This window comes from Sphingobacterium sp. 40-24, assembly GCF_001899705.1.
Lineage (GTDB): Bacteria > Bacteroidota > Bacteroidia > Sphingobacteriales > Sphingobacteriaceae > Sphingobacterium > Sphingobacterium multivorum.
Map to the genome: position 1 here is coordinate 1 of NZ_MKWH01000067.1, position 22,569 is coordinate 22,569.

Genomic DNA, 22,569 nt, shown 5'->3' on the forward strand with positions numbered 1-22,569 from the left:
ATGATGATAGCGCAGGATGAGAAACAAAAGATCCAAAAAAAGACAGAAATTTTAATAGCCCAGATCAAATTACAATACCTATTTATGTTTTCTATTTGCTTTTTCAACTTCTTTCCTCAACTTTTTCTGGTATTAACCCAGTCGTTATAATTCTTATTTGCGGAACAGCTAAAGAGTGTAAGCAAAAAATCGGATTTATTTTATCTCTCATCTTGGCAACGCTTTTTTATGATGCTAACCTGATATTTAATTGACTATATTTTCTTTCTAAATGAAAAAACCTGTTGCAATACATAGCTGAAAACAGAAACTAATAGCGTCGTAAGTAACGCGGAAGGAGTCGGATAGAAATGAAGTTTTTCAACAAAGAATTTGATACAGATATAATTTAAGACAATACATAGCAATACAACGAGAAAATATCTGAACAGATGTATCCTCCTTTTACGATTTGCTTGTTGACTAAAGACAACATACATATTCAAATAAAATCCCAAGGGAAAGGTAATCAGGAAAGCCACTATAAAAGCTGCAATATGCGGAGTTACCGCTAATGCTTCTGTAAATTGTATAATTTTCTTTCTAAAGATAAAATTATACGATATGAAATAAATAAAGATGTTTAGTGCAGCCACTCCACCACCACAACTTGCATACCTAAATGTTTTGATTGGTATAAAATGAAATAAAATTTTATGGATGTAATCCAATATTTTTATTATTAGATCTTTAGCGACTAAATGAAGTTTTCTTAACAAAATCATATATTATTTCGAGCTGTCTTTTTAGACAGATGCAATACTAGCGTTTTATTTTAATAATTTTCCTTTTATACCAAAGTGAAGCTAAATAAAAACAATCAATATTATTTAGACAAAGTGGGGCTTATATAAAAAGATATAAATGGCCCTTTTTAGTTGACATAGAATGACTGTCTCCAGATCCCCTCTCATTTTGGGTGTCGTAGGTAATTCAACGCATTCCTACACATAATACAGATTTGCGAAAGGCAACTCCAACTTTTCGGTATCTCCTCACTACCGCTTACATACCCCTTCTTTTCCTCAGATTGCGGTGCAAGCCTACCTAATTTTGCTATACATATAAAAGCAAAAACATGATAACAAATCAATTTTTAATGAAGAACACGATGGCAGATATGCGTAACCTATCTGCCTGTGAAATCGTCGCATTGGAAAGCGGCTGCTACTCGGGTGTAGAATTAGTAGGGTATTATGAAAAAGGAGATACACCGTATCCAGTACAGTATATTGTTTCCCAGGAAAGTTTGGTAGACGATGGTGGTAGTTTTATCATAAGTGGAACGATCAGGCTGATGGTTATGGAGCAAGATCTGGATCTCCGGCATTTCGGAGCCGTCGATGATGGAGACGAAGTTTCTTTTACAGGGACAGACAATAAACAGCAGATCGTTCACTTTATCAATTACGTTTCCAGGAGCAGAACGACGGGCTATATCAATGGTAAGTATTCTACTTCTGCATTTCGAATTGATGTCGATAACGTATCGCTTATGTTATCGCCTGGTTCTTATCTCCTTGGTCGCACCGATATGGGATTAAATGAAAAGCTTGTCGGGATCGGTGCAGATACAGTTCATATCAATGCTTATGGAGCCTTTTTTCAAGCACTGGTAAAAACCACTGGTGAGGATAACCACATTATCCAGATCGATACAGGCAAAAACGTAACAATAGAAGGTCTCAAAACTATCGGTGGGGGTGGGGATGGATTTTATATCGGAAGTACATCAACCAATAGACCGACCAATATTTCATTGATAGATGTCAAAACTTACAACGCCCGAAGAAATGGGATATCTTGTATAAATGGTATAAACCTTAAACTTATCCGGCCAGTATGTGAAGGAGCCAAAGGTACCTATCCGATGGCTGGTATCGATATCGAGCCAAATTCTAAAGCAGAGGAAAGAATAGAAGGCCTCTATATCGATAGTCCCATTACCAGAGATAACAATGGTTATGGTGTATTGGTAACATTAGGCACCTATGTCAATGAAGCGGAAAAGAATATAGATATTACCATCGTCAACCATACCTCTGTCCGGGATGGGCAAGATGGCACTAGGGGAGGATTGGGTATTGTAGGTACCGGACATACCTATGACTGGGCTCACAAATGCAATGGCATCGTTAGGTACAGCGGACAGGTATTCCTTCCGGGAGGACCGGGACTTATGTACCACTCGCAAAATCCAGCTTATGCACCCTTGTACGAAGTCGATATTTATATCCAGGATTGTGGAACCAAACAACACGCTGCTAATTATTTTAAGAGCGCTGTACTCGTATATGGCGGAGTAGGTACGGTCAATTTCCCAAATGGCAATCTGACACTGAATGCTAAGATCAGGGATACCAGACCAACTCCACTCACGTTTACAGCTGTTTATATTTATAATCCTAGTCAGGAAATTGAAAATATGAATATGTATGTTGATGCAGACAATAGAACAACTTTTGGCTCGCCATTAGTCTGTAATGCTGCCCATAATTTTAAAGGTAATGTTACCTTCAAGGATGTGCCTTTAGAAGTAGGAACGACCACCGCGGCAACTTCAGCAGTCAATTATTTTGGTACGGACTTATTATTGAAAAACAATATTGGGTTTACATTGCCCTTGAGCTCACAATACGTCGGACAGGAGTTTAAAATCTCGAATGGCGATGCGGTCTATAAAAATATCAAGCTGAGTACGGGTGATAAATGGGATAACGCTAATAGTATCAATACACAGGATATCGTCCTTAATGTAAAACAAAGATTAAAGCTCAAAGCTACGGATCGAGGCTGGCTTTTGGTCGAAACGAACGACACCGTCCGTTATTTCTTTACCAATGGTGTGCGACCACCGCAGATCAGTTATTTATCGGCCGTTCCAACCGACGGTACTTGGGTAAAGGGAGATATCGTATACAATCTCAATGTTGTGGATGGTCAGTCGATGGGCTGGCAGTGCCAAGTTGGAGGTACTCCCGGTACTTGGAAACCCTTTGGTATCGTAAATATGATTAAAGCTAATTCGTCAGCAGACACGGCGGCTGCACCAGGTTCAACCTACATGCAGTCCGAGGTGCAGGGTATATTGACAGAACTTCGTGATCTGAAATCCAAGATGAGGATTGCTGGTATTTTAGTTGTATAGCAATACGGACAGACCTTGAGCAATAGGAGGAATATCCTTGCTTAAATCCATGTGATTCAAGATAAAGGGCGTTCGTTTAGATTTTAAAGAATAAAGACTCAGCTATCAGCATATGGCTGAGTCCTTATTCCTCTTACTTCGACCTTTTTAGATTGTGCCTATACAACAGTCGCTCCAGGAACACATCTCGAAAGTCAATATGTTTATCGTTAATCTTTTCATTGGTTAATATTTCGGAAAAGTACTTTGTCATAGTGGTCGTTTAAAAATTCGTTGTAGCTCTTCACGACTTAGCGATAAGTTGGCATAAATTGGATTAAAAAAGTCAATTCGATCCGCATTGTCAGAACTGGAATCCGAAAGTTGAGAACCTAAAGATCAGTTAAGCCTGATTCTTTTTTTGACTGTTCTATTATCCTTCTTTTAACATTATGATTGCTGTTGTATTTAAGCTTATCTGAACCACATATCCCGCAAGCCCAAACTGTATATCTAAATGGTTTTTTAAGCTGAAATTTATTTTTAGTTATTGGGCTATTAAGGTTTTTACAAGTCTCGCAATAGCATTTTTCACGTTGTTCTCGGGGGATATTTAAGCTTTCCATTTCGACGAAGATTTTCATTTCCTCTAAGATGAATTCTTTTGAATTTTCAAGCGTAAGTCCGTTATTAAATAGGGTTGAATTGTCATATTTCAAATAATCGAGATCCTCGTCAATTTCATAAAAGGCTATATACCTGTAGTTGTATCCGCTCGCGGACACAATTTTCCGCATTTGGCTGAAAGCATATTCTATACTGACCTCTTTTCTTATTGCTTTTTTTGCGATTGTTAGGGCATAGTTTTCTATTAAGTCCTCTTCGCTTTTTGCTATATCTAATTTTAGATCAGCAATAGATTTCCAAAAATAGATTTCGCGTTCTTCCGTAGAAACGTTATCCAAACCAGCTAATATATAGAGGTTTTCACTCTCATAGCCTAAGGTTAAAACGTTGACGGCCCAGACAACCAGGTGTTTACTGTCAAAATACGTCAATGCCCTTTCCGCAAAAATTTCAAGTGTTAATTCTTCAAGTGTCATATGCTATAATTGCAAATTCTCGTTTTACTGTTGTTTAGTTTTAGCTGTTGGATTTAAAACAACTAAAACTAAACAAATATATTCTAAAGATACGCAGGGTACTTGCGCAGTATATTTATTACGATATTTATTTCAAAACTGAGGGAAAATTCGCTATGCTAACCATCAAGTCATCTACACACATATTCTAATGCTACATTATCGCTAGTTTGAGGTATAAAATTTAAATTTGTGAAAAATAAGTCACTATGGATAGTCCAAAAGCGTTGTATTTGGGTGATTTTACCAAGGGATCAGCGGTATCCGCCGAGTTGATCAATCAGGTACAGAGGGATCTCGGCTTTAATCTTCCAGATGATTATATTTCGATTTTGAAGGAATTCAATGGGAGTGAGGGAGAGGTAGGAGACAATAGCTGGTTAAGACTGTTTCCTTTAGAGGAGCTTCAGGAGATAAATGAAAGCTACATCTTACTAATGGAGCAAATTCCAGACTATTTTTTATTCGGTATGGATGCTGCAGATACCGGTTATGCATTCCACAAGGTGAAAATGACATTTCATTCATTTGGTTTAATATCCAATTTTAAAACTGATTATATTGATTTTTGCGGAAATTCATTTTCCGAATTTTTAGAAAATCTATATTATTCGAGATCAAGATAGGATCTATTGATTAAGGGTGAGGTTAGATATTACGGTGGCTTATATCATATTATTTCGGAAATCCATGATCAGTGATTTCGAACAATTTTGACCATAAAAATAATGTCCTCTCGGATTCCTTCCAGATCTTGGGAGCACAACGTTGAGAAAATGTAGAAAGTACTATTTTTATTTGTTCGGTATATGCATAGGATTGACTATCTAAGATATCCATGTATAGTCGCGTTTTATCACCTTCCACTTTCCATTAATTTTTTCTAGGATAAAATCATAACCCTGACCGCAAAGTGCTCCGCATACGTAGTCTAACGATACAAATGCTTTTTTGTGATCATGCGACATGATAGGCAAGTGAAATGTATATCTTGACAGAAATTGCTCGGTCGTTTCTGTTTTTTTATGGTATGCCACGTTATATTTCTTTTTTATGTGTAGTGGAATAAGTACAGTATCCCTTCCTTTGACCTGATTGAGGTAGCCTGTAGAGTCCAGCTGGCTATGGCCTACTAAGCCCAGCAATTTTTGGATCCTCAGGCCGCCGGGCATAAAGTCTTTGTCGTAGGCATTATATAGGGAGTCCTTGATGAACCATTTGTGAATATAGGCCATTGGTCTATTAGTTTTAGCTACTTCATTTGAAATGGAGTTATAGGCAATTACAGCATCCAAAATTTTAGCATAATCATCTTCAACAACTGTATAGTCAAATGCTTGTTTTTGGATTTTGACTGGTACCTGTTTTTGCTCATTGCTTTGGCATGCTATGATGAAAAATAAAAATGGTATTAAAATGTATACTTTCATAAATCTATCCAATGGTTTAAAAGACGATGCCAAAATGATTTCTTTTCCATAGTACAATTTACTAAATTCATACATCAGGTTTTTATTTATGATACAGTATTTAACAGACGATCAAATCAGAACAAGGCTTACACTGGGAAAATCTGTAGAGCAGTGGCTGGATGATGTCCAGGAAGATGATTATACCATTCTTAAATGGTTAAGTATTGATAAGGAAAACGATGAAAGTTTTTCTGTAGCCTATTTTGAATGCTTTGATGAGGGGAATGAAGATTTCATGGATATCTATGCGTTTTCATTGATTGATTCTGATGAACCTTTTGGCGTAATTCATACTTTTCCTTCAATCGTTGATGCGTTAGAATTTGCCACATTCAGCTATAAAGCATCTTCTCATAGATATATTTCTGCAGGAATGATTCAGGAAGAATATAGGGATTATATTAAACGCTAATTTTATCATCGCATTCAAGATCTATTGATTTAAGGAGGGAAGAAAGTAAGGAAGTTGTTCCAATATAATAATGATGAAAGACCAAGATTTATTTATTAAGGAATTGATCGATTTGTTTCCGAGTTTGAAGGAGGAGCTTTTAGATGAAGATTACAGGGCGTCTATTACCTTTCAAATGGGCAGTTTCAAGCGATTTATGCAGGAAGCGATAGCTAAAAATGACGGGGATAAGTTTGGTGCTATGGTAAATTTTTTAACGAAGAATTTGCCTTTAGTTGATAAGCGGGTTCAAAATGCCATTTATCTAAGTTTTTTGGGTAAATTGGATTTTTCTGAAAACCCCCATCTAAAAAAACGGTTAGAACAGCATTTAGGTGAAGCCTATACTGCTATAGATAATTACAATAATTCTCCAGTTAATGATGAGGTAAAGAATTTTTTGAATAAATAAGAAACATCGCGGCGCTGATTAAAAAATCAAATATGCAAGATTCAATTATGATAAAAGACGCACTTTGGAGCCAGTTTGGAGCTAGTTTAGACATGCTCGAAAACGCGATCCATATGTGCCCCGATGAACATTGGGACACCGCATTAGATTTTTGGTACATGTCTTTCCACTGTCTCTTTTGGACAGATTATTATTTATCTGTAGAACCTAATAAATTTGAACCACCAAAACCGTTTACATTTTCAGAATTTGATCCAAAGGGCAAAAAACCGGACCGGACATATACCAGGTCAGAAATTCTTGCGTATTTGGAGTACTGCAGACAAAAAGCTAGAACGCATATAGAAGAACTCACACCGAGCAGAATGAATGCACGTTGGATCAACGAATCTAAAAACTTTTCTTGCCTTGAGATTCTATTGTATAATGTGCGGCATATTCAGCATCATGTTGCACAATTGAATTTATACCTTAGACAGACTATTGATCGTGCTCCGAAATGGGTATCTCAGGTGAAAGAATAAACCAGTGCTAAGGCCGGGGTTCATTCCATTGAGGTATACCGATAAACATATCATTGATGAATTTCTCTGTATATGATTGCATTCCAGTTTCCTCCTTATCAAAGTATGCTTTTATTTTTGAGCAGACTTTAGAGTCGTAGCATAACTTGACGCGGAAGTTTTCGACCCATTCAGCCCGTATAACGATGGTAATTAATTTTTTCGTATCTCTGGACAAGCCGATTACGGTAATATCTTGGCACATCCCAGCATACCAATCGATAATATACACTTTGGTGCCCGGGCTAAACTGTTTCGTGCCATATCGGGTTTGCAATTTTCCTTGGCCATAGCTAATTTCCTGTTTGATGTTAGCTACTAATGTCCATAATGGTATCGATTCTAAATGATCCATATTGATTTAGTTCTATTTTAATCCAATAAGACTGCCCTTTTCTTCAAATACTCAAAAATGATCGTCGAACAGGCTTAAACATTTATGGTATTGAATTTATATAGGGGCTAAAAAACAATAAAGCGCCCCAATTAAATTAGGACGCTTGGCTAAATGCTATTTATTTAACCGGCTATACTAATATAGCTGTAATAGTTCATCATACCAAATCATTTTGACAGGTCTTATTTCAAGTATTTCGCAAATTTTACAGTTTCCTTATAGTTTTACGGGAGCCCCCCCTCCCGACTTTTCGGTATCTCCTCACTACCGCTTACTTACCCCTTCTTTTCCTCAAATTGCAGCGTAAGCCAGCCTACTTTTGCTATATACTTAAAAGGAAAAAATATGGCAAAACACAATTTAATTAAAAACAGCTTGACAGATAAAAGTAATCTGTCTATAAGCGAAATCTTGGCGTTAGAAAGAGGATTCTTAAAAAAAATAGAATGTCATTTAATCAATAATAGAATTATCATTTGTTGAGGTGGCAAGTTAATCGAGTTTAATCATTAATAATAAATAACATGAAAAGTAAATTTTTATTACTCCCAATTTTAATTTCAATCTTATCAGGTTGTTCAAAAAGGGTAGATGAGCCCTTTATTCAGGAAGAAGGCATTGGTTTAGATAGTTTATATCAACAGCCTCAAAATCCATTTATGGGAATCCCTGAAAAAATGTCGGTCGTTCACGTTCGGACCAGTGCAATTAAATATAATCCTTGGCAAAAATTTTATGTATCGCCGGTTAAAGCGACAATTATTATGTGGCCTAGTGATGATAAGACCCTTGCCATAAAAGATGTAGATCAGGCACTTAAAGGAATAGCAGTTGATACGAAAACAAATACAGAAGTGAAAACAGAGAATATCACAAAAAGCTCTGGAATTCAGTTGCAAGATTATCGTCCCGGAAAGTATTTAATCGCTGTGATTTTGGATGCAGATGCGGAATCAGGTAAAAGATCTTATAGTAGTCAAGAGATTACATTGAGAGAGTACGGGAAGATTTACATGCATAAAATCTTTTCTAAAGATGCAAGAGATGGAGAATTTGAAAAGTGGTCACCTAAATTAATTGAAAAATGAAAACTAAAATAAACCTTATAATATTATTCTTATTTGTCCTTTGTTCAAATAAACTAATCGGGCAAATTATATCAGGGGAAGCGAATCCTTGTCCAGAAGTTAACTATCAATATTCATTTAGCGGGGCTTCGTTTAATAACTATTTCCTATGGTCTGTGGTGGATGGGACGATTGTTAGCCAAAATACAAATACTGTAGTTGTTAGATGGAATAGAAATATAACTGATGAAGGTAAATGGAGGCTCCGTGTTCAGTACGAAACCTTTGGAACAGGCGGGACATCAGGTGGATCCACTTATAAAGATTTGGATGTTAAAGTCAAGACTGCATCTCGATACAATATCAGTGGCGATAAGGAAATCCCGGGTAATTTTACGGGAACTAAAACTTATACAGCCAATATTGTCAATCCGAATTTTCCTGCTGCTTCATTTTTGTGGACGACAAACACAGGAATTCAAACTATCACAACAGCACCAACAATCAATTTGAACATAAATGATACGCAGCTGAGGTCGATTATGGTGGCAGGAAAAGCATCAAATTGTTCCGAATGGGGTGAAATGTCTAAAATAGATGTATATTTTACTTCTATTATTACTGGCCCAGCGCAGACATGTGCCGAAGATATTTATACTATTGTCAACCCAGGTATAGTAACACTTGAAAATGCGACTAACGTTGCGACACTTACGGCATTGGGCAACAATCAGTGGAAAGTAACTCGAATTGGTACAGCAAATGGCACTGTCAAATTGAGATCGGCTGTAAATGGAAGAATATATGATAAAAATATAATGGTAGGGGGCAGCACTGTAATAGGATTTGAAAACTTAGATCATTTAGAGGCTTATGATTATGAAACATTTAAAGTGCTACAAGGTACTGGTAATGTCAAGTACGAAGGTAGCATGAATCTTAATAATTATGAATCGGCCGGTCAAACGAGTTATTCTTGGTCTTTAGTTTCTAAATCGGCTGGGAGCCCGATCGTATCTTGGACTGCCAGTGGGAATTATGTGCAGGTCAGTTCTAGGGGGGCAGGTGGTTGGCTTGTTCTACAATGTGTGATTACCAATGGCTGTAGTATAGAGACAAGAAATTATAGATTTTACTTTGGAATAGAACCTCTTATGCCGTAGTCAAAGGAATGTACACTATTGTGCTCTTTCGAAGATCTATCAATATTGCGGTCTAGAAGTAATGGATTCAGCTACAAAGCAGCTGAATCCCTTCTTTATTTTACTTCGAATCCCCCGGTTTGTGCTTGTGCGGTTTCAAATCCGGATGTTTGGGTTTCGTTTCGGGAGTAACCCGTCGTCTTTTGTCGGGAGTGCCATCTGGTTTGTTTGGCTTTGGCCCCGGTTTGATTGCTTTAATTGTTTCCATATAAAAAATGTTTTTATCTAAAATACAGTTAGATAAAGAGCGTTTTTTATGGCAACCCGTAGAGTGTAAATAATCATCAATGATATCCTAGCTTCATCACATTTTCGGATGAATTTAAGTTGTCCTTGTAGGCAACGACAATCACAATGTCTTGCACTATCAGTTCCATAATAGGAACTTTGAAATATGATTGAAACATTTCAAATCACCTTCAATATTCCGAGGGAATTACAAGGTAACGAAAGTAAACTGAGGTGTTATCTTGGAAGTAAGGAGGAGGAGCTAAGATGAAAAGTTGTTTTGGGGCCCGATTAAAGGATGTCACTGTACCATCATTTGACAAGTGTTTTGCCATATATCATTTGGTTTATACCTAAGATTCGTAAAGACCAAATCGGTAGAAACAAATAAATTTTAAAGAAAGACCCCCCTTTCCAGTAGAGTGGTGCAAAAGTAGAAAAAATTATTATATTTCAAATATTCAAATGATTGAAAATGACTGTTTTGTGATGGGATATTTATTAGTCGAAATAATGTAAAATTACTGAATTTAAAGTTATCCACATTTACAAAATTAAGAAAATCAACAACTTACAATCAATAATATGCAGCAAACGCATTCTCTGATAAATTTTTGCCCAAAATGTTGAAAAGTCAAACTACCGCATCGAAAGAAAATCATTGATATTTGTTGTAGAAAGATAAAAGCCACATGGGCGTGTGGCTTTTAGATCTTTGGGACAGGTCCAAGCCCGTCTCATATTTGATTTTTCAAAAGTAAATATTTACGCTAACTCGTAATAATTTATTAAAAAAAATGACAATTGGTTTGGCTCCCCTAATTTAATGAGTTTAGTGACCTCTTAACTCATATTATTCTAAGATGATTCGTGAGAATACAACGGATCTTTCAAAACTAGGTTTTGGAGGAAATGGGAGGAGTCTGCATGCCAGAATTGCAGCAAATTTGATGGTAGAATATTGTAGAAAAGGAGGTTGTGATGAAATTGTCATGTAGACAGCTAGATTTTGCACAGGAGAATCCGAAAGGGATGGCGCAAATGTTACAACAGAACACCATTATTAAAGGTGGTTTTAATAAAGTGACACATGAAGTGTGTTATTCGCTTGCAAAAGGAATAGTTGATTATAATGATGCAAAGGTACTTCTTGAAATCAGGTTGCGAGATTCTTTCAAAGATAACAAAACGAATCGTAAGAGGAGAGAATTGTGCCAAGTTGTATTGTATAATTTCTATACATTTCTAGTGCAAGAAGGTCTTACTTGTGTCCTCAATTTCTCTGAGATTAATTTAAGAGTGAAGGATGGGCATATGATTGGTGGCCATAGTTGCGCAATATTTAAAGATTTAAATGGAAATCCTGTTGGAGTTGTTTTAACAGATAGGGAATTTGACTTTGGCAGCACTTTACGATTACCTATCGAACAATATTGGATAGCGAGGAAGATGAAGGCCAGCAGTCCGTCTGCTGTAAGAGTATTTGTTTATAATACACTCGAACATTCCTATAACAAGCCGATTTCTTTTTCCGATGAAAGGATTCAATATGTGTTACAACGATGCAGCGAGGTTATAACTACAGTTGAAATCGAATTAAAGGAGATTGGATAATTAGATGTGCCATTCTTGAATGGCACATCTAAATTTTTTTGTTGTGGATATTTGTTAGACTTATTTAATGAACATAGAATTAACTAGAGAATTTTTTCTTTCACGAGAAAATTGGAAAGATTTTATTATGCCATCTTTGGCAATTGCAATCCCTATTTTTATTACATTAATTATTACTCATTTAGATCGTAAAACAAATGCGAAAAATAGGTTAGATGATTTGGCTCGATACGAAAAAGATAAAATGGAAATGCTTTTGGAGGAGGAAAATCAAAGGAATGCTACAATTACAACAAAAACCGAAATTTTTAAAGATCTGATTACTAAGTCAATTTTTAATATTGAAATACATTTGATGACCCTTGAAGGGTTGATAGATAAATCATCTTTTGAAAAATTGAAAAGCTTATCTGTAGCTGTTATGGTAAACGACTATATACAGGCTCTACTTAGGTTTAATTTAAGCGAGATTGACAAAAACTTTGATCAAAAAACATCTCTTCAATTTTTGAATTCCATTAAACTTATCGATCGAATGTATGAAGAGTTTGTCGAATGGAATAATTTTTACAGATCGAATTATATTCAAAATTCTCGAGAGTTTGATGTTGCATTGCACCGTTTACTTTTTGAAATAGAAAGGCTGAGATATGATCAAGATTTTGATAAATTAATTTTTCAAAGTCTTGACGATTTTAAAATAAATTACGACCAGTATGTGGATAGCTATCATTCAATTACCTCTTTTTCTTCTGCAAAGATGGTAAGTATTTTGAAGGAAAATTTTGTCACACAAGATTTCATCAAGTTAGATGGAAAATATGCATACTTACATAACTTATTGTTAAATTTAGAAATATCACTTTTGAAACTGGAAAGACTCTCAGAAAATTCAAAGCTGATGCTAAATGCGATTAAGTCAGGATTGACAACACATGTTGGTGTATTAAATAAGATAAAACAAGCTTTACATAATGAATCACTATAATGGATGTAAGGAATAAATATCGACACGAAGAGTATGATGATATTACTGCGAGTGTGGCAAAAGCGATGTTAGTTTTAGGTGATAACGTGTGATAAGAACTAATTTTCGGACGAGTATTTCTATAAAGGAGAAATTCCTACATCTGTTATTAGATATATTAGTAGTATTATAGATGCAAAAAGGACGGTGAATTTGAAATTTCATATGATTGATAGTCATACCCTGACATATAAATATAAAATCAGTTCTAAAACACTAACAGACATGATTGAAAAACCAAATACATTTTATACGTATAACCTTCTTTTCGGAATATTTTTATTTCTTGTAACACTTACGTTTAGAACGAAAATGATTTATGGTGTTGTTGATAAGGTTGATCAAGCTTCTACCATTATAGCCGTATGGAATTGGCTCATGCTCGTAAGTTTAGCTATCGCTGCTCTTCACACTTTGTTATTTACTTATAAAAATGGAGGGATTCAATTTGTGTTTCTAAGTATAATAGTAATAATTTGTTTGATTATAACTATTATAGGAATGTTCCTTATTCCGTCGGGAGCAATTCTGTCATAATTTTCGTAAATTTACCCTATGAACCAACTGTCTCAGTTACCAAAACATAAACAAGACGAATTAACTGAAATTGTAGAGATTATCTGCGAAATCACAAATCCGGCTAAGGTAATTTTGTTTGGAAGTCACGCCACTGGCAAGTGGGTAGAGGATGAGTACATCGATAAAGGAACAACCTATACCTATATTAGCGATTACGATATTTTGGTGGTTCTATGTGACAAGGAAAAAGGTGAAGAAGTTGAGATTGCGAGTAAGATTGATAATCGTACAGGGAAGTTTAAAAATGAGGTAAGCGCGATTGTACATTCAATTTCCTATATCAACAGTGGTTTAGAGAGAGGTCAATACTTTTTCAGCGATATTGTCAAAGAGGGGATCACGCTCTATGATAGTGGAGAATATACATTTGTTGAAAGTAAGCCTTTGACTAACGAACAGCTGAAACAACTTGCTATTGAGGATTTTAATAAATGGGTGAAAAGTGGCTCAAGGTTTTTAAAGGCCACGAAATTATTGTATGAAGAATTTCAAGCAGACAAACTCCCCTTAAATGAGGTGGTTTTCATTCTAAATCAAACCGCGGAAAAATTTTACGGAGGAGTTTTATTGGTCTATACAGGATATAAACCCAAGACTCACCGGATTAGGGCATATCGTAAATATGCCAAACACATATCACAAGACCTTTACAATGTTTTTAGATACCCACGAACAGATAGCGAAGAAAATAGGTTGTTTAAAATCCTAAATAATGCTTACATCGACGCTCGATATAAAGATGATTACTTTATTGATCCCGATGATTTGAAAAAATTAATTAGTAGAGTTGATAAACTAGAAGATGTGGTGACTAGACTTTGTGAAGAGCGTGTTTCGCAACTTTAAAGATCTAGGATTTTCTGTTTTTTCTTAATGGCAGATGTTTGGGAATTTTGATCTTGAAATCAAATATTTCAGATGGTTGGATTTCTAATGCTTTGCAAATCGCGATGAAGCCACTTACCGACATATTGTTACTTCCGCGTACAATTCGATAAACTTGGCTGTAACTAAATCCAGTACGATCTTGGATATCCTCAAGGGTAATTTCTTTTTTATTTGAAATAGCCCAAAGTTTTTCCCTAATAATTTCTAAACTTTCCTTGTCTATGTACTGCTCAGCCATAAACAAATAGACATTTAAAATAATAATTTTATTATACCAAATTTGGAATAATTATGTTGTTTTTTCTTATATTTGTATAGTCATTCATCGGTAACAGCGTGAGAAACTGAAAACCAAGACGAATGAACATTATAAGCTTAAAAGAATACAGAAAATATTTAGAAAGGGCCTCCCTTATTTATATAAGAATATGGTCGCGTAGTTTCTCACGCTCAACCATTGAGCAAGGGAGGTTCCTTTTCTATTTAACATATATCAAGGGGATATTTTTTAAGGATCCATTGATTCTAAAAAAATGTCCTCCGGAATAGTTTTTAAATAATTATTCCTTTTCGAATTCTGGTTTGGAGAGGAATAAATCAGTCTATAAAAAGCCTGATATTTTTTTTACTGGTGCGGTATCGTTTCTATTAATCTCCGTGTAATTGTTTTATAACCGCATTTGATACACCATTTTATTTACCACGCGTAACTTTTTTTCAAAGGGACCATCATATGCGTTAATTTAACGTAATGGGATCATTTTGCTTAAAGTTATGCCCTAAAAACTTAAAAAATGAAACCCAAATGCAATTACAATCTCGCTTTAGAAAGAACGCTTTATCACGTTCATGAATCTGATTATGACCCATTAAAAGACACCGAAGCTTTTTGGAAACAATATTCAATTGGCCTAATCAGAGACAATCTTATTGAACTTCAATCAAAAGTAAATTCAGAACAGCTTTCTGGATTCTCACTAGCCTTATTGAAAGCTCTCGCTGCTTATCTAATAGCACATGTGAGCAATTTGGATTTGACTCCACTATCTCTTTCAGAAGTTTTCGAAACTAGCAAAGAAGAGCTAAAGGCACCCAAGGAAATTTCCGATTTTTTTCGGCGCGTATCCTCATCCAATACCAATTCCTGAAATGATGAAAAAATTAAAACTACAATCCAATAGCAGCACACTGCTATATATTCAAATACTAAAGATCACGGTACTTGCTATCTTCTATATTATTGTTTCTATGTTTAGTTTATCAGCTCAGACGCCCCGCAAGAACAGCGGGGCCGATGGGCTATATAATTTCGTACTACAGGGTACTGTGGTCTCTGCTACAGATGGAAAGCCCTTGCAGGGTGTATCGGTACGTGCAGAGGCCCAGAAGCAACGGACATCATCCTACAAGGATGGTAGTTTTACTCTTCCGGTTAAACATAGAAACGGGACGGTAAAATTTACTTACATAGGCTACAAGCCCATTGAAGCCGAATACTCCGCCGGAGTATCATTAACGATAAAGATGATACCTGTAGAGAATCAATTGGAGGAAGTGGAGGTCGTCTCCACGGGTTACCAAAAGATCCCCAAGGAAAGGGCGACAGGTAGCTTCGAATTCGTCGATAATAAACTGCTCAATCGCAAGGTATCTACCGATTTTGTGAGCCGGCTGGAGGATGTCGTGCCTAGCATCTCGAGCACGAAATTCTTTTCAGAAAATAAAGGGCGATTGCTCAATATTAATGTTCGCGGAGTGAGTACAATGAATTCCGAAAGCTGGCCCCTGGTCGTTATCGACGGCGTTCCTTACCCCAATAATTTTGATCTGCTCAATGGCAACTTTATGAATATCAATCCCAATGATATCCTAAATGTAACGGTACTGAAGGATGCATCAGCTTCTTCCATCTGGGGTGCACAGTCCGGCAATGGTGTGATCGTCATCACCACAAAACGGGGGAAATATAATCAGCCTTTCCAGATAGATTTTAATTCCAATGTTACCATCGGGGAGAAACCGGATCTATATTATGCCCCACAGATGGAAAGTTCGGATTATATTGATCTGGAGCAATTGCTCTTTGACAAGGGCTATTGGACATCACGTATCAAAAGGTATAACGGCAGTATGACACCTGTAATCCAATTGCTTAAAAAATTCAAAGAAAATAGCATAACATCGGATGAACTGAAAAGTGAACTGGATATGCTGCGCAATGTAGATGTCAGAAAGGACTATCTAACCTATATGTACCGCCCTTCTGTGGCGCAGCAATACAACCTGCAGATGCGCGGCGGTGGGGAGAAGCTCAACACTTCGTTTTCCTTCGGCTATGATAAAAATCTGGATAACCTGATTACTTCTTCCTACGATAGGTTCACAGCAAAAAATAATACGCAGCTCAATCCAGTGAAGAACCTGACCATTGACCTCGGACTTACCTATACCGAGTCTCATAACAAGCAGAGTTATATTCCAATGGGATATAATATGATGGTACGCAATTATCCTTACCTGCGGCTCGCAGACGAAAAGGGAAATCCGCTGGAAGTGGATGCCATAGCACTCAACCCGATATTTAGGGATACAGTTGCAGGTGGAAGATTGCTCAACTGGGATTACTACCCCCTCAACGAGCTCGGTCAGACCCATCAGAATACTTCCGTACGTGAAACTTTTGCCAATGTCTCACTAAATTACCAATTGCTGCCCTCGCTAAAGCTGAGCATGTTGTACTCCTATCTGCGAGCCTATCAGCCAACGGAGTCCTGGCGGGGTATCGGATCTGTACAGCAGCGCGAATGGCTTAATTACCATACCGCATGGAACGGGGAGGGGGTGACTTTTCATTATCCCGTCGGGGACTATCTGAATAAGCTTCACCGAACCAATAAATCACAGCAGGGCCGTATACAGATGAATTGGAACAGGGAATGGAAAGGTAAGCACCGCTTAGATGCTATCGCAGGAGCGGAATTCCGCATGGTTTCCAGTGATATGATCTCCTCTGTGTTCTATGGTTATGATCCTGAGTATCTTACCTTTCAACCTGTCGAATACGGTAAAAGAGTACCTTATCTAAATGGAATCGCCGGCTCTACAGCCCTGATCGATGCCAGCCAGATCGAGGCCTATGAAAACAGGTATGTCTCTTATTTTTCTAATGCGGCATATGCTTATAAAGATAGATATACCCTCAGCGCAAGCGTCAGGAAGGATGCTTCCAATATTTTTGGCGTAAAGTCCAATGACAAGGGGCAGCCATTCTGGTCCCTTGGGGCCTCATGGCTTTTATCAGCGGAGCAGTTCCTAAAAAATAAAGCCATAGACTTGCTCAAGCTCCGCGCTACCTATGGCTATAATGGTAATGTGAATAACAGTGTCGCTGCCTATCCGATCATTTATCTGTCGACATCCCCCCATTATATGACCGGACAGAGCTATGCCAGTATCCAGTCGCCACCAAATCCCAAACTCCGATGGGAGCGCGTGGGTATGTGGAATTTTGGTCTCGACTTTAGCATGCTCAAAAGCCGATTGTCCGGCGCAATAGAATACTATATCAAAAGGCCTAAAGACCTCATCGCTGCAGGTGAAGTTGATCCGACCACGGGCTTTGCATCCCTCACTATCAACAGTGGTAACCTCGACGGTAGGGGAGTGGATGTTATGCTCAATTTCACTAATATCAAAAAGCAGCAGTTCAGCTGGATGACCAATCTGGTTTTTTCCTACAATAGGACTAAGGTGACCAGATCTTATATTAGCAACAATGTGGCGCGGAACTATATAGCAGGGATCGGTGCTTCCTTGGCGACCCCCATCGAGGGTATGGATCTCTATAGCCTGCTGACTTTCCCCTGGGCGGGGCTCGACCCAGCAACGGGTGCACCGCAGGGGATTGTCAAAGGGGAGGTCTCTAAAGATTATGCTGCTATCGTGTACGACTCCAAAATCGAGGATGTGGACAACCATGGAAGTAGGGTTCCTCTGTATTTTGGCTCATTCCGAAATACATTTAACCTGAAAGACTTTGAGCTATCTTTTAATATCGGGTACCAGCTGGGACATAAATTTATTCGGAAATCGTTCGACAATCAATCCTTTATTGATCAGGGAATTGGTCACGCAGATTATGCGCTGCGGTGGCAGAATCCGGGCGATGAGCTCCGGACAGATGTACCTGCGTTCAATTATCCCAATGCATTGTATTCGTCGGATTTCTACCGCGCCTCGTCCGCGCTGGTTAGTTCTGCCAGCCAGATCAAATGGAAAGACATCCAACTGAGCTGGCAACTGCCCATGATGGCAAAATTGCCTGTAAAAAATGCAAGGTTGTATGCTTATGTGCAAAATATCTGCACGCTCTGGCGTGCCAATAAATGGGGGGTAGACCCGGATTTCGGAACCAATATTCCATTGCCGCGTACGTATTCCCTAGGTTTTAACTGTAGTTTTTAGACTTATGAAAATTTATCTATTATTATCCATTATGCTTTTACTCAGCTCATGCAATGAGTTTCTGGACAAAAAGCCGAATCAAAAAATGGTGGTACCAAAGACCCTTACGCATGCAGATCTATTGCTGAACGATTACTCGACAATGAACACTGTGTATCCGACCTGGGGTCAGATCGCTTCGGACGATTCCTATCTCAGTACAGCCAGTTGGCAATCACTCTCCGATGCGGATGAAAAACAGACTTATATATGGGCAGACGATGACATTATGTCTTCCATGCAGTGGCAAAGTGCCTACAAAGCAATTTATCAGGCTAACCAGGTTCTCAAAATCCTTGCGGATATTGCCAGCAAAAGCGCGGATGCAGACTACCGGAGAGTTGAGGGTGGAGCTTATTTCTTTAGGGCTTTTGCGTTTCATCAGCTCGCAGTAGTCTATGCACCGCCTTATGAGGCCGGGAAAGGAGCACAGGCGCCTGGTATACCGCTCAAACTTGATCCTGAACTAGGTGGAGTCTCTTCAAGGGCTAGCTTGGAGGATACCTATAACCGTATTGTAGATGATTATAAGAAGGCGATAACCCTATTGCCCGCTACGGAAACAAAGTTGGGCCGCCCTACAAAAGCGGCTGCTTATGCTGGTCTAGCACGTGTATATCTTGATATGAGCGACTTTCAACATGCATTTAATTATGCCGGTTCGGCACTCGAGGTCAAAAATTATCTATTGGATTTTAATGATCTTGCCCCCGGTAGCTCGCAGCCCATTTCCAGGTTTAATTCAGAAGTGATCTTTCCGGCCTCCACAACGCTGGCCGGGGCCCTGAGCCAGTATTCCGCACGTGTGGATACAGGATTGTTGGCCCTCTACAATGAGGGGGATCTTCGAAAGATTGTTTTCTTTCAGGCTGCTCCGGAAGCTGATGGTAGCCACCTGTTCAAAGGATCGTACGATGGAAGCGATACTGGTATATTTGTCGGACTGACGACAGGTGAGACCCTACTGATCCGCACTGAGGCAGCAGTAAGGCTCGGGAAAATAGAGGAAGCATTGAGTTCCTTAAATACGCTGTTAAATAAACGCTGGTCCAAGAATTCGTTTTCCCCGATCACAGAAACCAATCCAGATCGCTTGTTAAAAATTATTCTTCAGGAGCGGCGCAAAGAGTTGGCTTTTAGAGGTAGACGGTGGGCCGACCTCAAAAGGTTAAACCTAGATGCCAGTTCCTCGACCACCTTAAAGCGGATAATTGAAGGCAGGACATATATATTGGAACCTAATTCATTAAAATACGCGATCAAAATACCCAAAACCGTCATTGACCTGTCGGGGATGACACAAAATCAGAGATAGCCATGAAAAAATATATAATACATATCGTAATTACACTGCTGGGAATGGGTACTGTCTATGGACAGTCCGATCCTTTACTACTCTTTCGCAAACAATTGAAAGTAGGTGATAGTTTTCCGGCAATTCAAGTAGAAAACTGGCTGTTCGGTACCAGCGCCACTAAAAACTTGGTTAGTAATGAGAAGGTGGTGCTACTGGATTTTTTTGATACGTACTGCACCGCTTGTATAGCGTCCATGCCCAAACTCAAAAAGATACAGCAGGAGATGTCCGATAAAGTACGGATAGTATTAGTGACCTGGCAGGATCAGGCAACGATAGAACGATTTTGGAAAAACAACGCATTTATCAGGGAACATAAGATCGAGCTCCCCCTTATCTATGCCGATACCGTATTGAAAAGGTATTTTCCACACCGTGCTATTCCTCATGTCGCCTGGATTTACAAAGGAAAAGTGCAGGCAATAACGCATTCCGATTTCATTTTGGAAAGCAACATCCGCTCGCTATTCAAAAATAATAAAGTTCAGTTGCCCTTGAAAAATGATTTTGAAGTACGGGAGATGCCTTTGGCTCCGGCAGCAGATTCCAAAGCATTTAGTACAATCATTCGTTTTTCCGGGTATCAGGATGGCAGACCCGCTAGCAGTTATTCCAGTCAGTTGGATACGATCACGGGCTATTACAGGACCTCTTTTATCAATCAGCCAATTTTCGGGACTTACATCGCGATATGGAGCCGGATAAAAAAGACGCTGTTTTTAAAAACCGATGCCCGGATCAGCTGGCAGGTATCGGACTCCAGCCGTTATAAAAATTTTGGCGGCTCAGGTACCGGACAGATCTGGCTGGCTCAGCATGGAATCTGTTATGAAAGGTTTGACAAACAACCGGAAACAGATAGCCTGAAGGCCGTCCGTGTACTCCATGACCTTAATAATTGGCTTAATATCGATGTGCGGTGGACTTCGCGCAGCAGGAAGGCTTGGGTGATAGAGGGGAAATATAAACCTGCAAAAGTGGTACTGGATGGTCTGAATATGGAGGGCACTGGAGTGCTCGCGTTTTACTTAGATCTCGCAGGTAAGTATCCTGTTGCCGTGGACCGCGTAAATGTCAAAAAGCAGATCATACTACCGGAATTTAAAAATCTTGTGGAATTGAACCACCACCTGAAACATTATGGATTAAAAGTTGTAGAAAAAGTTGTTGACATTGAAGTCCTGGAATTCAGTGATAGAAAATAACAGAGGAGGGGCGCCCTGGGCGTCCCTCTATCTATAACAATGTATGCTGTTTTCCTACGAGTCCTTGAGACTTACATTCGTAGAAGCAGACCTGTTGTCCAGGGCAATGATCATTTCGTTTTTCAACGCATCTGTCAACTGTGGCTTATTATTGCTATCGGGTGTAGCTTGCACAGCACAGATATGATCAGTACCCGCACAGGAAGGTTGGCTTCCCTGAATGGTATAGTCATTTGGAACTGTAGGATTACCGCCTGGATTTAATGAAAACCATGCCATAACGACCTCCGTTCTTTAATGATTAAAAACTATCATAATTTACTCCAAATTGGTCACGCCCCATTGCTGGAACGGCTGTGCTGTCTCAAATCCCTGAGCCCGCAATCAGCATTTTGTGTTGGCTGTACCCCTGCGGGAAATACCGCAAATTTATTCCGAAACCATTTCCTGTTTTTCCCCATGTCCTTAATCTTTTAATTTTTCTTCTTTCGTTAAATCAAAGATATTGTAGAGTTTTTGGCCGAAACAAGGACATCAGGTGGCCTAAAAATTACTTTCGTCGTACATGTAGTCGTTTAGCCCGCCGAATAGTTCGTACCGACATATGTAATAGCCGGGCCTGCTGGGTTTGTGTAAGTGCATGACAGAGCTGCGGCAAATGATCCGCAAAATAGAAATAACGATCTGCGGCAATAAGCAATGAATCCATTACCCGAAGATGGTCAAGCTGGTATTTTTTCTTATTGACTAATAGATCAATCAATGCATCAATCGCTTTTTCCTGGTTGCGATAGGGCGCTATTGCTTTGTAGGGAATCTTTAAGACTAACCCCGATCTTAAACAAACTATATCACCCAAAGCAGGACTTTTGCTAAAAAAATGCATCGTCGTAAAAAATCCCATAAGTGGAAGCGCTACCGTCATAATCAGTCGTTCATCCCGGTCAGGGCAGTAACGCTCTTTGGCCAATATGCCCACTAATACAATGTGGAGCGCGGATTGCATATGCGGCATTTCCGATAGGATCTGACCTCTTTTCATCGGTATAATCTCACTATTTTTTAATAGCCAGCGCTTATGAAAATCCTCAAGACCGGGATGTAATTTTTCCCAATAGCTGTAAAATGTCACAAGCGAATCGTTTCGTGAATAGTATGTTCCCATTTAGTTAAATCGTTATTATACTATGGCATAGCATATTCAATAATAGGCAATTGCTCATAAGGTTTATATATGTTTTCTGTATTCAATTAAAAACGAATTTCGAATAGAGTAAATTTAGATCCTAAGAAGTT

22 protein-coding genes are annotated in these 22,569 nt (G+C 38.4%); 14 read left to right on the plus strand and 8 right to left on the minus strand.

The features are described from left to right. Positions 1 to 254: 254 nt before the first annotated feature. Entirely contained in the window at positions 255 to 764 is a 510-nt protein-coding gene (locus tag BGP15_RS25210; protein ID WP_286771011.1) for a GtrA family protein, read from the minus strand. A gap of 353 nt (positions 765 to 1,117) precedes the next feature. Here BGP15_RS25210 and BGP15_RS25215 point away from each other — a divergent pair, with 353 nt between their 5' ends. Then, entirely contained in the window at positions 1,118 to 3,187 is a 2,070-nt protein-coding gene (locus BGP15_RS25215; RefSeq protein WP_286771012.1) for a hypothetical protein, read from the plus strand. Between the two features lie 371 nt (positions 3,188 to 3,558). On the opposite strand, the gene BGP15_RS25220 is transcribed toward BGP15_RS25215, so the two are convergent. Then, a complete protein-coding gene (locus tag BGP15_RS25220) occupies positions 3,559 to 4,269 on the minus strand; it encodes a hypothetical protein (protein ID WP_286771013.1) in 711 nt (236 codons plus the stop codon). A gap of 248 nt (positions 4,270 to 4,517) precedes the next feature. Here BGP15_RS25220 and BGP15_RS25225 point away from each other — a divergent pair, with 248 nt between their 5' ends. Next, the gene (locus tag BGP15_RS25225; RefSeq protein ID WP_286771014.1) at positions 4,518 to 4,934 is read left to right on the plus strand and encodes an SMI1/KNR4 family protein; all 417 of its coding nucleotides are present in this window, start codon (positions 4,518 to 4,520) and stop codon (positions 4,932 to 4,934) included. Between the two features lie 201 nt (positions 4,935 to 5,135). On the opposite strand, the gene BGP15_RS25230 is transcribed toward BGP15_RS25225, so the two are convergent. Beyond that, positions 5,136 to 5,813 carry a hypothetical protein gene (locus BGP15_RS25230; RefSeq protein WP_286771015.1) on the minus strand — a complete coding sequence of 226 codons (678 nt, stop codon included), beginning with the start codon at positions 5,811 to 5,813 and terminating at the stop codon, positions 5,136 to 5,138. 13 nt (positions 5,814 to 5,826) lie between these two features. Here BGP15_RS25230 and BGP15_RS25235 point away from each other — a divergent pair, with 13 nt between their 5' ends. The 3 genes from BGP15_RS25235 (at position 5,827) to BGP15_RS25245 (ending at position 7,167) form a co-directional block, all read left to right on the plus strand. Continuing rightward, complete coding sequence (locus tag BGP15_RS25235; RefSeq protein WP_286771016.1) at positions 5,827 to 6,192, plus strand: hypothetical protein; 366 nt, start codon at positions 5,827 to 5,829, stop codon at positions 6,190 to 6,192. Positions 6,193 to 6,265: 73 nt separating this feature from the next. Beyond that, on the plus strand, positions 6,266 to 6,643 hold the full coding sequence (locus tag BGP15_RS25240; RefSeq protein WP_286771017.1) for a DUF7674 family protein: 378 nt from the start codon (positions 6,266 to 6,268) through the stop codon (positions 6,641 to 6,643). A gap of 32 nt (positions 6,644 to 6,675) precedes the next feature. Next, positions 6,676 to 7,167 (plus strand): DinB family protein, encoded by a 492-nt coding sequence (locus BGP15_RS25245; protein WP_286771018.1) that lies wholly within the window; start codon positions 6,676 to 6,678, stop codon positions 7,165 to 7,167. 7 nt (positions 7,168 to 7,174) lie between these two features. On the opposite strand, the gene BGP15_RS25250 is transcribed toward BGP15_RS25245, so the two are convergent. Then, entirely contained in the window at positions 7,175 to 7,561 is a 387-nt protein-coding gene (locus BGP15_RS25250; RefSeq protein WP_286771019.1) for a hypothetical protein, read from the minus strand. A 566-nt stretch (positions 7,562 to 8,127) separates the two neighbouring features. Here BGP15_RS25250 and BGP15_RS25255 point away from each other — a divergent pair. Both BGP15_RS25255 and BGP15_RS25260 read left to right on the plus strand, forming a co-directional pair. After that, the gene (locus tag BGP15_RS25255; protein ID WP_286771020.1) at positions 8,128 to 8,691 is read left to right on the plus strand and encodes a hypothetical protein; all 564 of its coding nucleotides are present in this window, start codon (positions 8,128 to 8,130) and stop codon (positions 8,689 to 8,691) included. Then, entirely contained in the window at positions 8,688 to 9,833 is a 1,146-nt protein-coding gene (locus BGP15_RS25260) for a hypothetical protein (protein ID WP_286771021.1), read from the plus strand. The genes BGP15_RS25255 and BGP15_RS25260 overlap by 4 nt, the downstream gene beginning before the upstream one ends. 100 nt (positions 9,834 to 9,933) lie before the next feature. Here the strand turns inward: BGP15_RS25260 and BGP15_RS25265 are convergent, their stop codons facing one another. Then, positions 9,934 to 10,080 (minus strand): hypothetical protein, encoded by a 147-nt coding sequence (locus BGP15_RS25265; protein ID WP_286771022.1) that lies wholly within the window; start codon positions 10,078 to 10,080, stop codon positions 9,934 to 9,936. A 998-nt stretch (positions 10,081 to 11,078) separates the two neighbouring features. On the opposite strand from BGP15_RS25265, the gene BGP15_RS25270 reads away from it, so the two are divergent. The 3 genes from BGP15_RS25270 to BGP15_RS25280 all read left to right on the plus strand — a co-directional run bounded on the left by BGP15_RS25270 (position 11,079) and on the right by BGP15_RS25280 (position 14,166). Beyond that, complete coding sequence (locus tag BGP15_RS25270; protein WP_286771023.1) at positions 11,079 to 11,714, plus strand: hypothetical protein; 636 nt, start codon at positions 11,079 to 11,081, stop codon at positions 11,712 to 11,714. Positions 11,715 to 11,781: 67 nt separating this feature from the next. Then, the gene (locus BGP15_RS25275; protein WP_286771024.1) at positions 11,782 to 12,702 is read left to right on the plus strand and encodes a hypothetical protein; all 921 of its coding nucleotides are present in this window, start codon (positions 11,782 to 11,784) and stop codon (positions 12,700 to 12,702) included. A gap of 594 nt (positions 12,703 to 13,296) precedes the next feature. After that, a complete protein-coding gene (locus BGP15_RS25280; RefSeq protein WP_286771025.1) occupies positions 13,297 to 14,166 on the plus strand; it encodes a HEPN domain-containing protein in 870 nt (289 codons plus the stop codon). 4 nt (positions 14,167 to 14,170) lie between these two features. Here the strand turns inward: BGP15_RS25280 and BGP15_RS25285 are convergent, their stop codons facing one another. Continuing rightward, positions 14,171 to 14,446, minus strand: coding sequence for a helix-turn-helix domain-containing protein (locus BGP15_RS25285; protein ID WP_286771026.1), 276 nt, complete (start codon positions 14,444 to 14,446; stop codon positions 14,171 to 14,173). Between the two features lie 556 nt (positions 14,447 to 15,002). Between BGP15_RS25285 and BGP15_RS25290 the strand changes: the two genes are divergently transcribed. Genes BGP15_RS25290 through BGP15_RS25305 form a run of 4 tightly spaced genes read left to right on the plus strand, consistent with a single transcriptional unit; the run spans position 15,003 to position 21,273 of the window. Beyond that, the gene (locus BGP15_RS25290) at positions 15,003 to 15,356 is read left to right on the plus strand and encodes a hypothetical protein (RefSeq protein ID WP_286771027.1); all 354 of its coding nucleotides are present in this window, start codon (positions 15,003 to 15,005) and stop codon (positions 15,354 to 15,356) included. 1 nt (position 15,357) lies between these two features. Next, on the plus strand, positions 15,358 to 18,672 hold the full coding sequence (locus BGP15_RS25295) for a SusC/RagA family TonB-linked outer membrane protein (protein ID WP_286771028.1): 3,315 nt from the start codon (positions 15,358 to 15,360) through the stop codon (positions 18,670 to 18,672). A gap of 4 nt (positions 18,673 to 18,676) precedes the next feature. After that, entirely contained in the window at positions 18,677 to 20,026 is a 1,350-nt protein-coding gene (locus tag BGP15_RS25300) for a RagB/SusD family nutrient uptake outer membrane protein (RefSeq protein WP_286771029.1), read from the plus strand. Positions 20,027 to 20,028: 2 nt separating this feature from the next. After that, positions 20,029 to 21,273, plus strand: a complete 1,245-nt coding sequence (locus BGP15_RS25305; protein ID WP_286771030.1) for a TlpA family protein disulfide reductase — start codon at positions 20,029 to 20,031, stop codon at positions 21,271 to 21,273. Positions 21,274 to 21,327: 54 nt separating this feature from the next. Here BGP15_RS25305 and BGP15_RS25310 read toward each other — a convergent pair whose 3' ends face one another. Together BGP15_RS25310 and BGP15_RS25315 are read right to left on the minus strand one after the other, a co-directional pair. Beyond that, entirely contained in the window at positions 21,328 to 21,552 is a 225-nt protein-coding gene (locus BGP15_RS25310; RefSeq protein ID WP_108632577.1) for a hypothetical protein, read from the minus strand. Between the two features lie 271 nt (positions 21,553 to 21,823). After that, positions 21,824 to 22,438, minus strand: a complete 615-nt coding sequence (locus tag BGP15_RS25315; RefSeq protein ID WP_286771031.1) for a cyclic nucleotide-binding domain-containing protein — start codon at positions 22,436 to 22,438, stop codon at positions 21,824 to 21,826. Positions 22,439 to 22,569: the final 131 nt, after the last annotated feature.

Excerpts from the sequence above, each read along its gene's own strand:
- BGP15_RS25210 (WP_286771011.1), bottom strand. The coding sequence starts at position 764 with ATGATTTTGTTAAGAAAACTTCATTTAGTCGCTAAAGATCTAATAATA.
- BGP15_RS25215 (WP_286771012.1), top strand. The coding sequence starts at position 1,118 with ATGATAACAAATCAATTTTTAATGAAGAACACGATGGCAGATATGCGT.
- BGP15_RS25220 (WP_286771013.1), bottom strand. The coding sequence starts at position 4,269 with ATGACACTTGAAGAATTAACACTTGAAATTTTTGCGGAAAGGGCATTG.
- BGP15_RS25225 (WP_286771014.1), top strand. The coding sequence starts at position 4,518 with ATGGATAGTCCAAAAGCGTTGTATTTGGGTGATTTTACCAAGGGATCA.
- BGP15_RS25230 (WP_286771015.1), bottom strand. The coding sequence starts at position 5,813 with ATGTATGAATTTAGTAAATTGTACTATGGAAAAGAAATCATTTTGGCA.
- BGP15_RS25235 (WP_286771016.1), top strand. The coding sequence starts at position 5,827 with ATGATACAGTATTTAACAGACGATCAAATCAGAACAAGGCTTACACTG.
- BGP15_RS25240 (WP_286771017.1), top strand. The coding sequence starts at position 6,266 with ATGAAAGACCAAGATTTATTTATTAAGGAATTGATCGATTTGTTTCCG.
- BGP15_RS25245 (WP_286771018.1), top strand. The coding sequence starts at position 6,676 with ATGCAAGATTCAATTATGATAAAAGACGCACTTTGGAGCCAGTTTGGA.
- BGP15_RS25250 (WP_286771019.1), bottom strand. The coding sequence starts at position 7,561 with ATGGATCATTTAGAATCGATACCATTATGGACATTAGTAGCTAACATC.
- BGP15_RS25255 (WP_286771020.1), top strand. The coding sequence starts at position 8,128 with ATGAAAAGTAAATTTTTATTACTCCCAATTTTAATTTCAATCTTATCA.
- BGP15_RS25260 (WP_286771021.1), top strand. The coding sequence starts at position 8,688 with ATGAAAACTAAAATAAACCTTATAATATTATTCTTATTTGTCCTTTGT.
- BGP15_RS25265 (WP_286771022.1), bottom strand. The coding sequence starts at position 10,080 with ATGGAAACAATTAAAGCAATCAAACCGGGGCCAAAGCCAAACAAACCA.
- BGP15_RS25275 (WP_286771024.1), top strand. The coding sequence starts at position 11,782 with ATGAACATAGAATTAACTAGAGAATTTTTTCTTTCACGAGAAAATTGG.
- BGP15_RS25280 (WP_286771025.1), top strand. The coding sequence starts at position 13,297 with ATGAACCAACTGTCTCAGTTACCAAAACATAAACAAGACGAATTAACT.
- BGP15_RS25285 (WP_286771026.1), bottom strand. The coding sequence starts at position 14,446 with ATGGCTGAGCAGTACATAGACAAGGAAAGTTTAGAAATTATTAGGGAA.
- BGP15_RS25290 (WP_286771027.1), top strand. The coding sequence starts at position 15,003 with ATGAAACCCAAATGCAATTACAATCTCGCTTTAGAAAGAACGCTTTAT.
- BGP15_RS25295 (WP_286771028.1), top strand. The coding sequence starts at position 15,358 with ATGATGAAAAAATTAAAACTACAATCCAATAGCAGCACACTGCTATAT.
- BGP15_RS25300 (WP_286771029.1), top strand. The coding sequence starts at position 18,677 with ATGAAAATTTATCTATTATTATCCATTATGCTTTTACTCAGCTCATGC.
- BGP15_RS25305 (WP_286771030.1), top strand. The coding sequence starts at position 20,029 with ATGAAAAAATATATAATACATATCGTAATTACACTGCTGGGAATGGGT.
- BGP15_RS25310 (WP_108632577.1), bottom strand. The coding sequence starts at position 21,552 with ATGGCATGGTTTTCATTAAATCCAGGCGGTAATCCTACAGTTCCAAAT.
- BGP15_RS25315 (WP_286771031.1), bottom strand. The coding sequence starts at position 22,438 with ATGGGAACATACTATTCACGAAACGATTCGCTTGTGACATTTTACAGC.